Genomic DNA, 15,346 nt, shown 5'->3' with positions numbered 1-15,346 from the left:
GTCACAGAGAGCTCTTTCATGCCTTATACTCCCGTGAAAACGGCCGTCATCGGCTATGGTTTTTCAGCGAAAACCTTTCACCTACCTTTTATTGACGCCCTGCCTGAGTTAGAGCTGTGCGCGATTAGCTCGAGCCAGCAATCGGCTGTGTTAGCCGATTTTCCGCAAGCAGAGTGGTATGGCGATGCTTACCAAATGCTGGATCAAAGTGATGCGGAACTGGTGATCATCACCGCGCCAAATGATGTGCATTTCCCATTGGCAAAATATGCCCTAGAGCAAGGCAAACATGTGATCGTGGAAAAGCCATTTGTGACGCGTAAAGAAGATGGCGCGGCGCTGATTGCACTGGCAGAGCTGCAAGGGCGGGTGTTGAGTGTCTTCCATAATCGTCGCTGGGATGGCGATTTCCTGACGGTGAAGAAGCTGATTGAAACGGGGCAATTGGGTGAGGTGAAATTGTTTGAGTCGCATTTTGACCGTTACCGTCCTGAAGTGCGCCAGCGCTGGCGTGAATTGGCTCAAGAAGGAGGCGGCATTTTGTATGACTTGGCGCCGCATCTACTTGATCAAACACTCGCGCTGTTTGGCTTGCCGCAAGCGATCAATGCGCAATGTCGAATCATGCGCCCACAAGGCCAAACCATCGATTACTACAATTTGATTCTCCATTATCCTGACCACTTGGTGCATTTGCATTCCAACCTATACAGCCCGGAGCCTAACTTACGTTTTCGTGTGCTAGGCTCGTTGGCGAAATACGAAAAGTATGGGTTGGATCCGCAGGAAGGCTATTTGAAACAGGGTATCCAGCCGAAAGAGGAGAGCTGGGCGCGCGAAGAACCCGAGAACTATGGCCGAATGTATCGTGAATCGGAGACGGAAACGGTAGTCACAGAATTGGGGGGCTATCAGCACTACTTTAAGGGCGTGGCGGATGCGATCCGACTTGGTGCGGCCAATCCTGTACCAGCGCGAGATGCGCTTGATAACATTGCCTTGATTGAGTTAGCACTGGAAAGCAGTCGTACAGGGCAAACGCTTTCAGTGGATTGGTGATGGCGCGATTTTATCAATAAGCCAGCATTTCGCTGGCTTATTCATTGCGCCGTTACTCTTACACTTGCGCGAGTTTCACCATCGCAAACTGCTTTTTGCCTCTTTGCACAATGTAATATTGATCATACAAAGCAAATGTCTGCGCTAAAGTCAGTTCATGCCAGCGCTCGCCGTTAATACGAATCGCCCCATTTTCCAGCCATTCACGAGCTTGACGCTTTGAGCTCGCCAAACCTGTCTCTAAGAGCAAGGTAACCACATCACTCACGTGCGCCAATTGGCGACAAGGCAGCCCATCTTGCTCAAGCTGTTTGAGCTCGGCTAAATTCAGTTGGTTGAGTTGGCCGCTAAATAACGCCTGTGAAATACGCTGCGCACTCTCAAGCCCTGCTTGCCCATGTACAAATCGCGTCATTTCTTCGGCGAGAATTCTCTGTGCGCTCGGTTTGCCTACTTGCGCTTTATCGGTGGCTTCAAGCTGCTCAATCTGCTCGACAGAGAGGAAAGTGTAGTAGCGAAGAAAGCGATACACGTCCGCATCATCGCAGTTGAGCCAAAATTGATAAAACATGTAGGGTGAGGTTTTCGCCGCATCAAGCCAGATCGCTCCGCCCTCGGTTTTACCAAACTTTGTGCCATCGGATTTGGTGATCAAAGGCAAGGTTAAACCATGCACGTTAGTGCCATTGAGGCGGCGCGTTAAATCAATACCGCTGACGATGTTGCCCCACTGATCATTGCCGCCAATTTGCAATGCGCATTGGTGCGTTTGGTTCAATTGAGCGAAGTCGTAAGATTGCAACAGCGAATAGCTGAACTCGGTGAAAGAGATGCCTTGATCTGGGCGAGCCAAACGCTGTTTAACCGATTCACGCTGAATCATGGCATTGACGGAAAAATGTTTGCCAATATCGCGGAAAAACGCAATCACACCAATGGATTGCATCCAATCGGCATTATTCACCATGACGAGTGGTTGGGTGAGATGCGGTGTCATCAACTGTTGAATTTGCGTAGCTAACGCGTTCACCCAGGCTGCAACCGTTTCGGCGCTATTGAGGCTTCTTTCGCTGGCTTTAAAGCTTGGGTCTCCAATCATGCCCGTTGCGCCGCCGATGAGCGCGATCCCTTGATGCCCGGCATCTTGAAAGCGTTTTAGCATAATCAAAGGCACTAAATGACCAATATGCAAGCTGCCCGCGGTGGGGTCAAAACCACAGTAGAGTGTTTGTGGTTGGCGAAATAGCGCGATGAGTTGTTCAAGGTCGGTGGTTTGCGCGATCAGCCCTCGCTGGGCCAAGTCATCAAAGAGTAATTGTGAATTCATGCTGCCTCCAAAATCTAGACAGGCAGCGTATAAGATCAGGCCAGATCATGACGATATCCCTAAAGGGATAAAAGCGGTGATTAAGCCAGCGAGATCGGAAAACTATGCTTTGAGAGCAATCAAATGATTGAGAAACAACTGGAACAGTTCGCTGAGTGAGGCGACGTTGAGCTGCGCGTAGATGCGTTTTCGATGGTTTTTCACGGTGCCCAGTGTGATGCCGAGCTGCTGGGCGATTTCTTTGGAATCAAGCCCTTGGATGAGTAGTGCCGCAATTTCTTGCTCTCGTTGGCTGAGTTGCTGTTGACCAAAATCGCCAATCGCTTTGCGCACCCACTGGCTGACGTTGGGTTGCGCGGTTTGATGTTCTGCCAGCAACAAATCAGCGTTGAGCCAATGTTGGCGGCACAAGGAGGCGATGGTGTCAAAGCGTTGCGACAGTGCGTTGATGTCTGTTGCTTGGAAGACGTTTTCTGCTTGCGTAATGCCTAAATAGATGGCGATGGCGCGTTGTTCATCGAGGGTGATGATGATCGCTACTTCGTCTTGCCATTGGGTTTGCTGGTAAAACTCTTGCTGGTAGATGGCGTGAGGCACCAGTGTTGAGCTGGTGTCTTTCTTCATCACCTGCGCAAGATGAAAAACCCCTTGCTGCGCCGCACCGAGTACGGGGTCGTAGAGCGGATCATGTTGATAGTAATGGAGCAAATAGCGTTGAAACAGCAGCTCTCGTTGTGTCTGAATGGAGTCAAACAGATAAATGGGATGCTTGTTGTCACGATGGCCTAAAATGATGGCGCAGTCGAACGTGACCACTTCCGCTAACATTGCGATCAGCGTTGAGCTAAAACTTGGTGAGTGCAATGTGGCGATGCATTGGCTCAGTTTTTGATACTCAGAAGAAGAAATACGCACAGAAAGATCCATCAGTTTGGGGGAAGTCAGTATGCCGATTCTGGCAAACAAAATCGACAGGAGTCGTCAGTTTTCAGCCACCAAATTTTTCAAGATCGAGGTGGCTGAATGATTTAGCGACTGGCGATCGCTCTTTACCGCGCAAAGATTAGATAAGTAGCTGGCCTTTCAGGGTCGTCACCGCGGTGCCGATCAGTTTCACGCGTTGATAAGGAAGCAAAGCCATTTCGATGCGGCCACCACGAGCGGACGCTTGATAGCCCGCAAGGTAATCCTTCTCAAGTTTACTACCCCAGTAACCCGCAAGGGCACAGTGAGTTGAGCCAGTCACGGGATCCTCATTGACACCAACCCAAGGTGCAAAATAGCGCGAGATAAAATCGTAGATCGGTGAGTCGGAACGTGCGGTCACGACCACGCCGCGTCCGGTCAAGGTTGCAAGAGCATCAAAATTGGGAGAGAGGGCCAAAAGCGCCTCTTCACTGGTGATTTCGATAAAATCTTTCTGTTGAAACTGACCACTGCAAAGGACTTCCTCTGGTTTAATGCCCAGGTGAGCCAGTTTGTTGGCGTCAATGTTGACGGAGAAATCAATGGGGGATTGCGGAAAGTCCATTTCAATTTTGTTCGCGGCCAGTTTGACTTTCAGTTCACCCGATAAGGTATCAAAGGTGATCTCTTCGCCTGCCTTGAGTAGCCCTTGTTGTTGCATGATATGGGCCGTGGCTAGCGTGCCGTGTCCACACAGTGCCACTTCGGCTTTCGGTGTAAACCAGCGCAGATTCATGGTTTCCAAACTTAAGAAGGCGGTTTCGGAGACGGCCATTTCAGCCGCAATCAACTGTATCAAACGTTCATCAAGCGGTTTCTCTGTAATACAAACACCAGCGGGGTTTCCTTTAAATGCTTCACGGGCAAAGGCGTCTACTTGGTAGATATCGAGTTCTGTTTTCATGTGAATGGCCAAAGCGTCAGTGCTTTTGTTCCTTAGCGTGTTTTGAGTAGCGTAGATTGGTTGATGTAGAGTAGCTCGAAAAACTCATGCATTTATCTGATAGAACTATCAAAAATTTGCATGATTTCGTCTCAATATTGAGATGGTAGCCTATCGTCATAAAGTGAGATAGAGATTATCGAACGGCAAGAAGTTTGTCAGAGAACTGTTTTTCAAGCTGTTTCAGCCATGTTTGGCTCAACAATGGGTGCGATTTTGCAGACACGGCCAACACGATGTCTACCTTAGGTAGTGGTGGAAAATCCCTTAGTAGCCTTACTTTGTCACCCATGCTGAGTTTGCCCATCGCGCCAATCGCAAGCCCTTGCTCCACCAAAGCGCGCTGTGCTGATGCGGTATTGCAACAAGCCAGTAGTTGGAAAGCTTGGCCGCGTTTGGTGAGGCCATCAATCGCCGCCGCGTGGTATTTGCAATCCGCTTGAAAAAGAGCAAGGGGCAGAGCGGAATGGGCTTCGACACAAAAGGTTTGACTGGCAATCCACACCCCTTGATCGGAGGTGAGCCAATAGCCCTCTTCACTGTTTGGCGCGCGAGTTAAAATGGCGCAGTCCAGCTCGCCCGCATCGAGCTTTCTTCTCAGTTCGATGCTCGGCTCACTAAAGACTTGGATAGAGCATGTGGGTTGTGCTTCATGGAGCAGGGCAATCAAACTGGGGAGCACTTTCTCGTTGTAATCTTCAGGGCAGCCCAAGCGCAGCGGGCGTTTACCTTGAAAATGTTTGAGCTCCGAGAGAGTCTGATCATGTTGCGACACGAGTTGACGAGCGTGAGAAGTGAGGCGAATACCCGCATCACTCAGTACTAAATAACGCCCTTCTTTGATGAACAGCTCTGCACCGATTTCTTCTTCGAGCTTTCGCATTTGGGCGCTAAACGCCGACTGAGTGCGGCTGATCTGTTTGGCTGCGCGGGTAAAACTGCCCGTCTCAACAAAAGCAAGAAAACTGCGTAGTGCTTCAATATCCATATTGAGTCTAATCCATCGTATTTTTAAATAGGTTGTATCAAAACTATCCGTTGGTCGTGGCAAGGAAGTTGGCCTAATCTGCGATTGAACTTAACAGAAATAGCAGGGAATGACGATGAAGTTGTATATAGGAAATCAAAACTATTCGAGTTGGTCGCTCAGAGCATGGGTGATGTTTGCCACTTACAACCTTGAGGTGGAAGTGGAAAAACTGGCGCTGTTCACTCCTGAGTTTTATCAAGCTCTGGAAGGCATTACACCAACGGCGAAAGTACCGACGCTGGTGGATGGGCCGTGCACGGTTTGGGACTCTTTGGCCATTTTGGAGTACGTCAATGAAACACAACTGGCGGGTAAAGCGTGGCCTGACGATCGCGCCTCAAAAGCCAAAGCACGTGCGCTTGCGTGTGAAATGCATTCGGGTTTTCAAGCTCTGCGCAATGAGCTGCCGATGAACTGTCGGGCAAAACGCAAAGTGACGCTTTCAGCGCAAGCTGAGAAAGACGTTGCGCGCATTGATCAAATTTGGTCGCAGCAGATGGCGGCTCACCCTCATGCTTGGCTGTTTGGTGAGTGGTCCATTGCCGATGCGATGTTCGCGCCTGTGGCGCTGCGTTTTGAAACGTATCAAATCCCGCTTTCGGAAAGCGCTCAGCTTTATCAGAACAAAGTGCTGGCCAGTGCGCCAATCCAACGTTGGTTGGCGGAGGCAGCGTTGGAAACCGATATTGTGGAGGAAGATGAAGCAGGAGAGCCGATTTAGTCGCCATTTTCGTATCGCTAGGATGGAAGCAGATAATACGATTTGTCTGCTTTTCTTTTTGTCTTAGTCTTCTATCTTCTTTCCTAGCCCCTAGCCCCTAGCCCCTAGCCCCTAGCCCCTAGCCCCTAGCCCCTAGTCCCTAGTCCCTAGTCCCTTCCTTTAGTTGTAAGTCCATTCATTTTGCATGGTTACTTGTCTGGAAAATACCTCTAAATAAGGTGTTTTCGCTTAATAATATGGCTCAAAAGAATATGAAATTGATTGCTTTATGATGTGTGTCAAATTGTAAACAAAAAATGCGGAGCGATATTGGCCAGCGTATATAGTTAACTTAGCAGCAATATGCCGTGTTTAAAGCGGTTTTCTCGGAGGAAACATGGATATGCGTCATCTCGCTTTTTGTGTTGTTTTGTTTTTTTCTCCTTGGCTCAGTGCGAGCCAACAGATTGTTTATATGGTTTCCGATCTGCGGATCCCATTTTGGCAAATCATGTGGGGAGGAATTGAGAATGAAGCAAAACAGTTGGGCTATGAAGCCGTGGTGTTAAGTGCAGAAAATGACGCCAAAACCGAGCTGGAAAACATCATCAAAGCCATCGCCCTCAAACCAGATGGCATTATTCTATCGCCGACCAATTCATCGGCTGCGGTTACTATTCTCAAAATGGCGGAGCAAGCGAATATTCCAGTGGTCATTAGCGATATCGGCACCGAAGGCGGCACCTTTGTCAGCTATATTGAGTCGGATAATTTTTCCGGCGCGTTTCAATTGGCTCAAATACTGGCGGAGGCTATGAAAGCGAAAGGCTGGCAAAATGGCGAAGTTGGCGTGGTCGCCATTCCGCAGAAACGCAAGAATGGCATTGAGCGTACAGAAGGGTTTGTTGAAGCAGCCAAGCAACAGGGCATGCGCATTGCGGCGATCAAACAACAAAAAGATTTCAGCTACCAAGAGACCTTTATTTTCACCCAAACGATGTTGCGTGAGCATCGCAAAATACGCGCCATTTGGTTGCAGGGCTCCGACCGCTACCAAGCGGCACTTGATGCGATTGATTCATTAGGTCAAAGAGACAAAGTGTTGCTGATCTGTTTTGACGCTGAGCCAGAGTTCATCGATATGATCCGTTCTCAGCAGCTGGTTGGCTCAGGCATGCAACAACCTTTTTTGATGGGAGAGAGAGCGATGAACTCTCTGCATCAGTATCTTTTAGGTCACACGGTGGCGAAAGAGCAACAACTGGAAGTATTAGCGGTGTCATCGCAAAACCTAGACAGCTTGCTTAGCACCATTCAGCGGAATGTGCTGGGACATGAAGGAGGGGCACAATGACAGAGAGGTGGCCGCTTTTTCATCATCGGCGTTCATTAACGCTCTTTCTTAGTATCAGTATGATCATCACCTCGTCCATCGTCTTTATTGGCTATGGTGTTTACAACTATTCCTTGCGCAGTGAGCACGTAGAAAGCGAGATACGTGGCCAAGCGGAAGAGAGTGCAGCGAGGCTAAGTACGACGATTTCAGGGTATGTGGACACTTACCAGATCCACGAGTACGACAAACTGCTCTATAGCGAAATCAACACAGAGAATCACTATGCATTGCTGGCGATCTTAGTCGATAACTTTCAAATGGCAGAGCTGACAGGGCAAAAAAGTTATCTCACTGGCTACGTGAAAACGTCCTCCTCTCGTGTGAGTGAATTTCAAAGTGAAGACTTACAACAACAAACCTTGCTGAAGCAGGCACTCTACCAAAAAAGTTCAGAGATCCATGATGAAGAAGGCAATCAGATCGGACGTGTGGATGTGTATGTGAGTGGGGAGCTATTGGTGCTGGAAAAGCGCCATTTGTTCCTGAACATTACTGCCACTGTATTGGTGTTGTTGTTGGTCCAAGCGTTATTGGCCATGTTTCTTATCCGCTGGATTTTGATTCATCCATTAAAGCGGATTGCTCATTCGCTTGAGCATCGAGATCAGGATGGCTTACCTATCAATATGTTGGCACCTTCCCCCTACACAGAATTGAACATTTTAACCAAAACGGTCAATGACATGTTGAAGGTCATCTCACTGACACGAAACAAGTTAAAAGTAGAGCATGAGCGTCTGGAGAACGTGATTCGAGGCACCGATGCGGGCACTTGGTATTGGAATATCAAAACCGGTGCGGCGAGGTTTAATCCACGTTGGGCCGACATCATCGGCTATCAATTGGAAGAACTGACGCCTGTCTCGATTGACACCTGGATGAAATACGTTCACCCCAGTGATTTAAAATTGTCACAACGACGCCTATCCGATTACTTCTCCGGTAAGACAGACATCTATGAGTGCGAAGTAAGAATGAGGCACAAAGACGGGCATTGGGTGTGGGTGCTCGATCGCGGCCGTGTTGCGCAGTGGGATGACGATGGTCAACCGCTGGAAATGTTCGGCACGCATGTTGATATCAGTGAAAGTAAAGCGCGAGAGAGCCAATTAGAGCTGGCGGCCAATGTGTTTAAATACGTTCACGAAGGGATTGTGATTACCGACAGTAAAGGCATGATTGTTGATGTGAATCAAGCGTTTACCTACATATCGGGTTATGAAAAATCTGAGCTTGAAGGACAAACGCTTAAACTGTTGAAGTCCGGTATGCATGATGAAGACTTCTATCATGATCTTTGGGAAATGTTGCTTTCTCGTGGTTACTGGCGGGGAGAAATTTGGAACAAGCGCAAAAATGGCGAGGTTTGCCCCGATCTTCTCACCATCAGTAAGGTCGAGGATTCGCGAGAGGATGGGGTTCGTTTTGTCGCACTCTTTTCGGATATATCTGCACTCAAAGAACATGAACACCAACTGGAAAAAATTGCCCACTACGACCCGTTGACTGAACTGCCAAATCGACTGTTATTAAAAGAGCGAATGGCACAAGCGATGGAGCGTTCGAAACGCAATAACTACTATCTCGCTGTGCTGTTCCTCGATTTAGATGGCTTTAAGGAAGTGAATGACACCTTTGGTCACGACGCGGGAGATGACGTGCTCTACCATGTTGCCGCCAGAATGAAAGATTTGGTCAGGGAAGGTGATACCTTGGCTCGCCTCGGTGGCGATGAGTTCATTATTTTGGTGCCGCGGGTGCGAGATAGCTACGACATTGAACCGTTGGCTCAGCGCTTCCTGCATTCCATCAGTCAGCCCATCGCCATTGGAAAAGAGGAGATTACACTCTCTGCCAGCATTGGTGTGTCTATCTATTTTGGTGGGGAACAGCAAGATTCCGACAGCCTTATCCGACAGGCAGATCAAGCGATGTATCAAGCAAAACTGGCAGGGAAAAACTGCTACATGTTCTATAGCGACCAAACCCCAATGCGCCAACTAAACGATTAGTGCTGCAGCGAGTTAACCCTATGGAGGCTGAACTCGCGGTGATGGCTGTCTGGGAGTCTAAATTATCTCGCTGACTTGATCATCCCTAAGCTTTTGAGTTTACGATATATGGTGTTGCGGCTGATACCGAGCAATCGCGAGGTTTGGCTGATATTGCCTTGCGTTGCCTGATAGGTTTTCACTAACGACTCATCCACGGTTGAGCGCAGATCTTTAACTTCCGCCGCCGCGGCATTAGCTTCTGAAAGTTGTCCCAGTTTTTGAGCTAGATGCGCAGGCACATGAGCCAAAGACAGTGAAGGCTCGCCTTGCGCCATTAAGGTGGCGACTTTCAATAAGCTGTCCAGTTCGCGCAAATTACCGGGCCATGTATAGTGCAGCAGTAGCGCCATCAAGTGCGGGCAGATCTCTTGATGATCTTGCGCATAACGTCGATGAATATGCGCAATGAATGCGCGTTTATCGTCACGCTCGGCAAAGCGGGGCAGCTCAATGATCAAACCATTAAGGCGATAGTAGAGATCTTGACGGAACTGGCCAAGCTGCACTAACTGATCCAAATCTTTGTGTGTGGCGGCAATGATCTGAGTGTCTACTTGTACGGTTTGATTAGAACCGATCGGTAGTACGGTGTTGTCTTGCAGCACATGCAGCAATCGGCTTTGCGCGTCCAATGGCAAATCAGCAATTTCATCGAGAAATAAGATCCCTTTATCCGCTTGGCGGATCTTGCCTTGATACCCTTTGCTGCTAGCGCCAGTAAATGCTCCAGCGGCGTAGCCAAACAGTTCCGACTCAATCAGATCTTTCGGAAGGGCGCCACAATTGACGCAGACTAATGGCCCTTGTTTGCGCTGGCTATTTTTGTGCAGCGCTTTGACAAATTCATTTTTGCCCACGCCTGTTTCACCGAGAATCAGCAAGCGAATGTCTTTATCAATCACACGATTGGCTTGTTGCCAACAATGCTCGACAGTGGCATCACCAAAATGAAGATCGTTGGAAGGGCTTAACGCTCGGCTACGATGACGTTTTGCCTGCAAGGTTTTGGTTTCAAAAAACAGAGGCGAATGGCTTTGCCGCGATTGCAAAATGGCGTCTAATGATTGCCCAACCACCTGCTGTTTGGCGAGCAGTTGGCCTGCCACTTGGTTGTGCGCCACCACTTGACCGGATTCATCCGCAATGAGAATGCCTTGCCAGCCGCTGTTCAACAGCGATTTTTCACAAGCCAGATCAACACGAAAATGGCCCTCAGGAACTTGGTTCAATAATTGGTTTTCCACCAATTGCACCATGTTTTGGACTAACACCTGTGTGGACAGGTCATGTTTTTGCTGCTCGCTGGTGATGTCCAAAATCCCCACCAGATTGCCTTTGTGATCAAACAGCGGGCTTGCCGAGCAACTGATAAAGCGATGGCGCTGGATGTAATGCTCATCCCCCACTATGGTGACGGGTTTGGCTTCAACTAAGGCGGTGCCAATGGCGTTGGTGCCTTTCAATCGCTCTTGCCAACAAGCGCCGGAGCTTAGAGCGATCTCGGTGAGTTTTTCACGAAACTTGGGTTGTCCCCAACTGCCGATGATCACGCCTTGGTTGTCGGTCAAAATCAAACGGCTATCACTGTGGGCAAACAGTTGGTTAAACAATGGCAAAGCAAATTGAGTGATCGCGTCAATTAACGCGTGATGTTGTTGGCGTCGATCTTTGAGCATCGCGGGGGAAATGCGCACATCCTCGGGGAGGCGACGTTCTTTCAAACCCGCCTGTTCGCTTCTGTCCCAAGAGTTCATCAGCCAGTTGGGTTTGCTAACATGTTGAAGTTGCATGACTGTTCCATTTTGCCACAGTTTGGGTGTACCAATTTGGAACAGTTGAACAGCGCGTATCACGCCACTCGTTGTGCCACTCTCGATAAACCCAAGTTGTTATCGTTTGGTAATCATAGTTTTACATTTAATTAACAACAAGCGTTGTGTTTCTGGCCTGTGACTTGCGTTATGGCTTAGGTAAAGCAGTGCGAATCGACACTGTGTTTTAAACCAAACGAGAAACAAAAGGACGAGTTATGATTTATGCACAACCAGGTAGTGACAACGCTGTCGTGAATTTCAAAAGCCACTATGACAACTACATTGGCGGGGAATGGGTGAAACCGGTGAGTGGTGAATATTTCGATAATATTTCGCCGGTTAACGGCCAGGCTTATTGTAAAGTGGCTCGCTCAAGCGCGGCGGACATTAACTTGGCCTTGGATGCGGCGCACAGCGTTCGTTATCAATGGGCGAAAACCAGCGTGACGGAGCGTGCCAATATCTTGCTGAAAATCGCCGATCGCATTGAAGCGCATCTCGAAGAGTTGGCGGTGGCGGAAACGTGGGAAAACGGCAAGCCTGTACGCGAAACGCTAGCGGCAGATTTACCGCTGGTGGTCGATCACTTCCGCTATTTCGCCGGGTGTATTCGTGCGCAGGAAGGCAGCGCAGCGGAGCTGGATGCCAATACCGCGAGCTACCACTTCCCAGAGCCGATTGGCGTGGTTGGGCAGATCATCCCTTGGAACTTCCCCATGCTGATGGCGGCATGGAAACTGGCACCAGCGTTAGCGGCGGGCTGCTGTGTGGTACTCAAACCAGCAGAGCAAACGCCAACGTCAATCTTGGTACTGATGGAAAAGATTGGTGATCTCATTCCGGCTGGCGTGGTGAATGTGGTTAATGGCTTCGGTGCAGAAGCAGGCCAAGCATTAGCAACGAGTGATCGCATTGCCAAACTGGCGTTTACCGGCTCAACCGAAGTGGGTAATCACATACTTAAATGTGCCGCGGAAAGCTTGATTCCATCAACGGTGGAACTCGGCGGTAAGTCGCCAAACATCTACTTCCCTGATGTGTTTGATCATGAAGATGCTTATCTGGACAAATGCATTGAGGGCACTTTACTTGCCTTCTTTAACCAAGGCGAAGTGTGTACTTGCCCATCACGCGTGCTGGTTCATGAGTCGATTTACGATCAGTTCATTGCCAAAGTGGCGGAGCGTGCCAAGAGCATCAAACAGGGCAACCCGCTTGATACCGACACTCAAGTGGGTGCCCAAGCATCACAAGAGCAGTTTGATAAGATATTGAGCTACTTGGAAATTGGCCGCCAAGAAGGGGCAAAAGTGGTGTTTGGTGGTGAGATTGCCAAGCAAGAAGACGATTTGGCGAGCGGTTACTACATCCAGCCCACTTTACTGCAAGGTCACAACAAAATGCGGGTATTCCAAGAAGAGATTTTTGGCCCGGTGATCGCGGTGACAACCTTTAAAGACGAAGCCGAAGCGCTGGCCATTGCCAACGACACTGAATATGGCTTAGGCGCTGGTGTGTGGACTCGCGATCAAAACCTAGCCTATCGCATGGGACGTAACATTGAAGCGGGCCGAATTTGGATCAACTGCTACCACGCATATCCCGCACACGCCGCATTTGGTGGTTACAAAAAATCGGGCATTGGCCGTGAAACCCATAAGATGATGCTGAATCACTACCAAAATACCAAGAACTTGCTGATTAGCTACGATGTGAATCCGTTAGGTTTCTTCTAAACGAACTGGCATTTTCTAGGATTAGGATAAAGAAGCCCCTGACGATTGGGGCTTCTTTGATCGGACTACATTTACCAAGACTAAACGTTGCGATTTGAGGAGCTATTGAAAGAGAACATACGTACTTCGTCGCGCGCAAACCAGCCCATTTTTTGATAGAAATTCTGCGCTGCATGGTTGTCGCTTAACACAAACAGATGTGTTTTGGCGATGCCAAGGGCGGCCAACGCGTCCGTTGCGCGAGTAACAAGCTGCTGGCCAATACCTTGACCTCGGTAGTCGCTATCGACAGAGAGGTGTTGCAAATAACCACGTCGTCCATCGGTACCGACCAACACGGCAGCGATGGTTTTCTCGTTGTCGAGCACCACAAAACTCAAGCCTGGGTTGCGCTTGAGGTAGGCAGCAATACTCGGTTTGGAATCCGCGTCTTTGATGGCTAGATGCTCGGTCTCACCCCACAGAGCCATGACGTTCTCGTAGTCGGAAATCTCCATTTCCCTGATTTGATACATTCGGTGTTTATCTCCCTAATAGTGACCGTCCAACCCTACATAAAAAATCAGCCAAAGCGAAGGGCAATGGCTGATGAAATGAGTGGTGAGTGCCGACGTTATTCCTCGTGGCTTGGCTGATTCTCCACTTCCACACGAGTTACCAGCAGTTGGTCCACTTTGTAGTTATCAATGTCCACCACTTCGAACTTGTAACCAGAGTAGATGATGGCATCCGTTCGGCGTGGGATCTTTCTCAGCATGTACATCATAAAACCAGCAATGGTTTCATAGTTCTGCGGGTGTGGGAACTCATCAATGTTCAACGCACGCATCACATCGGTGATTGGCGTAACGCCATCCACTAACCAAGAGTGAGCATCTCGCGCAACAATTTGTTCTTCCCCTTCCGCCAACACCCAGGTGCCCATCACCGCACTTTGCAGGTCGTTAAAAGTGACAATACCCAACACCAGCGCGTATTCGTTCATGATCACGGCAAAGTCGGCGCGGGTATTTTTAAAGTAATCCAACGCTTCAGAGAGGCTCAAAGTGTCAGGAATAATCGGACAACTCTGCACCATGCTGCTGTCTTTGACGTTTAAGGTGTGCCCGTTAATCAAACGAGTAAGCAGTTCTTTGGAATCGATGTACCCTTTGATGGCATCGAGTTGACCATCACACACCAGAAACTTGTGGTGAGGATCTTCGGCGATTTTCTTTCTCAGCGTCTCTTCATCGTCTTCAAGCGAAAGGAAGGTCAGGCTTTCGCGTGGCGTCATGGCAGAAGTGACGGGGACTGATTGCATTTCAAACACGCTTTCCATCATTTTTTGTTCGCCACGATCGAGCACGCCCGCTTCAGCGCCCGCATCCATCACTGCATAAATATCGTCAGAGGTAATGTCGTCGTTACGCTCAGCAGGAATGTTCAGCAGTTGGAAAATCAGGTTGGCTAAGCCGTTAAAGACAAAAATAAATGGCTTGAGAATGGTGATGCACACCAACATCGGGCCGACCAAGGTCATGGCGATTTTTTCTGGCACCGCCATGGCGATGCGTTTGGGCATTAAGTCGGCAAACAAAATAAACATGCTGGTGACTAAAAAGAAGGAGAGAAAGAAACTCACCTGTGCTAACCAAGTTGCAGGGATGATACCGTCAAGAGCGGCTCTGATGTGAGGGGTAAACGCAGATTCACCGACGATACCGCCCATGATGGCAACAGCGTTGAGGCCAATTTGTACCACAGTAAAGAAGTTACCCGGATTGGCTTGCAGTTCAAGCACATTGGTGGCGCGCACATCGCCTTCGTCAGAAAGCTGCTTTAAGCGAATTTTTCTGGCGGCGGCAAGTGCAATTTCCGACATAGAAAAAAAGCAGCTGGTTAAGATCAAGGCAAAGATGATGGAGAGATTCTCAAATAGGCTCATGGCGAGTTTCCAAGTTTTCTTCAGGGTTACCACACCGAATGAATGGGAGAGAAAGGGCGTGGTCTGTCTGCTAAACAAATGAGAGGTTCGGACGGGATACTCAGCAAGCGAGATACGGGCTGTTTCTGCTTATTGGTTCGAGTTCGCCTCGGCCTTGGTATTCTATACCTAAGCCGAGAAGAGATGAAGCTGCTCAGCTATTTCTAACGGTGATTTTTGTGGGTAATTTCAACATAAATTATTGAATTTAATGATATTTATAAATCCACTCAATTGTTAACTGAACCTCTCAGATTGAATTTTTTCAGTATGGCATTTTGGAACTGCACTCTCATTCCGTTCAATCTTCATTTTTAAATTTCTTGTCTCATAAATGATAATCAAACCCTAACCT

12 protein-coding genes are annotated in these 15,346 nt (G+C 48.7%); 5 read left to right on the top strand and 7 right to left on the bottom strand.

The window, feature by feature from the left end; translation table 11 throughout:
* The first annotated feature begins 18 nt into the window (after positions 1-18).
* A complete protein-coding gene (locus tag VV1_RS19205; RefSeq protein WP_011081793.1) occupies positions 19-1,059 on the top strand; it encodes an oxidoreductase in 1,041 nt (346 codons plus the stop codon).
* A 58-nt stretch (positions 1,060-1,117) separates the two neighbouring features.
* On the opposite strand, the gene tyrS is transcribed toward VV1_RS19205, so the two are convergent.
* The 4 genes from tyrS to VV1_RS19185 all read right to left on the bottom strand — a co-directional run bounded on the left by tyrS (position 1,118) and on the right by VV1_RS19185 (position 5,283).
* Positions 1,118-2,386 (bottom strand): tyrosine--tRNA ligase, encoded by a 1,269-nt coding sequence (gene tyrS / locus VV1_RS19200; RefSeq protein ID WP_011081792.1) that lies wholly within the window; start codon positions 2,384-2,386, stop codon positions 1,118-1,120.
* Positions 2,387-2,488: 102 nt separating this feature from the next.
* Positions 2,489-3,313, bottom strand: a complete 825-nt coding sequence (locus tag VV1_RS19195; protein ID WP_011081791.1) for a helix-turn-helix transcriptional regulator — start codon at positions 3,311-3,313, stop codon at positions 2,489-2,491.
* A 136-nt stretch (positions 3,314-3,449) separates the two neighbouring features.
* Positions 3,450-4,256, bottom strand: coding sequence for a PhzF family phenazine biosynthesis protein (locus VV1_RS19190; RefSeq protein WP_011081790.1), 807 nt, complete (start codon positions 4,254-4,256; stop codon positions 3,450-3,452).
* A 175-nt stretch (positions 4,257-4,431) separates the two neighbouring features.
* Positions 4,432-5,283, bottom strand: coding sequence for a LysR family transcriptional regulator (locus VV1_RS19185; protein WP_011081789.1), 852 nt, complete (start codon positions 5,281-5,283; stop codon positions 4,432-4,434).
* A gap of 115 nt (positions 5,284-5,398) precedes the next feature.
* On the opposite strand from VV1_RS19185, the gene VV1_RS19180 reads away from it, so the two are divergent.
* The 3 genes from VV1_RS19180 (at position 5,399) to VV1_RS19170 (ending at position 9,433) form a co-directional block, all read left to right on the top strand.
* Entirely contained in the window at positions 5,399-6,046 is a 648-nt protein-coding gene (locus VV1_RS19180) for a glutathione S-transferase family protein (protein ID WP_173652432.1), read from the top strand.
* 376 nt (positions 6,047-6,422) lie between these two features.
* Positions 6,423-7,379: a substrate-binding domain-containing protein gene (locus VV1_RS19175; protein ID WP_011081787.1), complete on the top strand. Its 957-nt coding sequence runs from the start codon at positions 6,423-6,425 to the stop codon at positions 7,377-7,379.
* Positions 7,376-9,433 (top strand): sensor domain-containing diguanylate cyclase, encoded by a 2,058-nt coding sequence (locus VV1_RS19170; protein ID WP_011081786.1) that lies wholly within the window; start codon positions 7,376-7,378, stop codon positions 9,431-9,433. Before VV1_RS19175 ends, VV1_RS19170 begins: the two co-directional genes overlap by 4 nt.
* A gap of 62 nt (positions 9,434-9,495) precedes the next feature.
* Here the strand turns inward: VV1_RS19170 and VV1_RS19165 are convergent, their stop codons facing one another.
* Positions 9,496-11,265 carry a sigma-54-dependent Fis family transcriptional regulator gene (locus VV1_RS19165; protein ID WP_011081785.1) on the bottom strand — a complete coding sequence of 590 codons (1,770 nt, stop codon included), beginning with the start codon at positions 11,263-11,265 and terminating at the stop codon, positions 9,496-9,498.
* A 239-nt stretch (positions 11,266-11,504) separates the two neighbouring features.
* Here VV1_RS19165 and exaC point away from each other — a divergent pair, with 239 nt between their 5' ends.
* A complete protein-coding gene (exaC, locus tag VV1_RS19160) occupies positions 11,505-13,025 on the top strand; it encodes an acetaldehyde dehydrogenase ExaC (RefSeq protein WP_011081784.1) in 1,521 nt (506 codons plus the stop codon).
* Positions 13,026-13,105: 80 nt separating this feature from the next.
* Here exaC and VV1_RS19155 read toward each other — a convergent pair whose 3' ends face one another.
* Positions 13,106-13,540: a GNAT family N-acetyltransferase gene (locus tag VV1_RS19155; RefSeq protein ID WP_011081783.1), complete on the bottom strand. Its 435-nt coding sequence runs from the start codon at positions 13,538-13,540 to the stop codon at positions 13,106-13,108.
* Positions 13,541-13,638: 98 nt separating this feature from the next.
* A complete protein-coding gene (gene paeA, locus VV1_RS19150; RefSeq protein WP_011081782.1) occupies positions 13,639-14,952 on the bottom strand; it encodes a polyamine export protein PaeA in 1,314 nt (437 codons plus the stop codon).
* Between the last annotated feature and the right edge of the window lie 394 nt (positions 14,953-15,346).

It is taken from the genome of Vibrio vulnificus CMCP6 (genome assembly GCF_000039765.1).
Lineage (GTDB): Bacteria > Pseudomonadota > Gammaproteobacteria > Enterobacterales > Vibrionaceae > Vibrio > Vibrio vulnificus_B.
Note: the sequence above shows the minus strand (reverse complement) of the source record. Positions and strands in the feature narration are given on the sequence as shown.

Excerpts from the sequence above, each read along its gene's own strand:
- VV1_RS19190 (WP_011081790.1), bottom strand. The coding sequence starts at position 4,256 with ATGAAAACAGAACTCGATATCTACCAAGTAGACGCCTTTGCCCGTGAA.
- VV1_RS19205 (WP_011081793.1), top strand. The coding sequence starts at position 19 with ATGCCTTATACTCCCGTGAAAACGGCCGTCATCGGCTATGGTTTTTCA.
- VV1_RS19180 (WP_173652432.1), top strand. The coding sequence starts at position 5,399 with ATGAAGTTGTATATAGGAAATCAAAACTATTCGAGTTGGTCGCTCAGA.
- VV1_RS19195 (WP_011081791.1), bottom strand. The coding sequence starts at position 3,313 with ATGGATCTTTCTGTGCGTATTTCTTCTTCTGAGTATCAAAAACTGAGC.
- exaC (WP_011081784.1), top strand. The coding sequence starts at position 11,505 with ATGATTTATGCACAACCAGGTAGTGACAACGCTGTCGTGAATTTCAAA.
- VV1_RS19175 (WP_011081787.1), top strand. The coding sequence starts at position 6,423 with ATGGATATGCGTCATCTCGCTTTTTGTGTTGTTTTGTTTTTTTCTCCT.
- VV1_RS19165 (WP_011081785.1), bottom strand. The coding sequence starts at position 11,265 with ATGCAACTTCAACATGTTAGCAAACCCAACTGGCTGATGAACTCTTGG.
- paeA (WP_011081782.1), bottom strand. The coding sequence starts at position 14,952 with ATGAGCCTATTTGAGAATCTCTCCATCATCTTTGCCTTGATCTTAACC.
- VV1_RS19185 (WP_011081789.1), bottom strand. The coding sequence starts at position 5,283 with ATGGATATTGAAGCACTACGCAGTTTTCTTGCTTTTGTTGAGACGGGC.
- VV1_RS19155 (WP_011081783.1), bottom strand. The coding sequence starts at position 13,540 with ATGTATCAAATCAGGGAAATGGAGATTTCCGACTACGAGAACGTCATG.
- VV1_RS19170 (WP_011081786.1), top strand. The coding sequence starts at position 7,376 with ATGACAGAGAGGTGGCCGCTTTTTCATCATCGGCGTTCATTAACGCTC.
- tyrS (WP_011081792.1), bottom strand. The coding sequence starts at position 2,386 with ATGAATTCACAATTACTCTTTGATGACTTGGCCCAGCGAGGGCTGATC.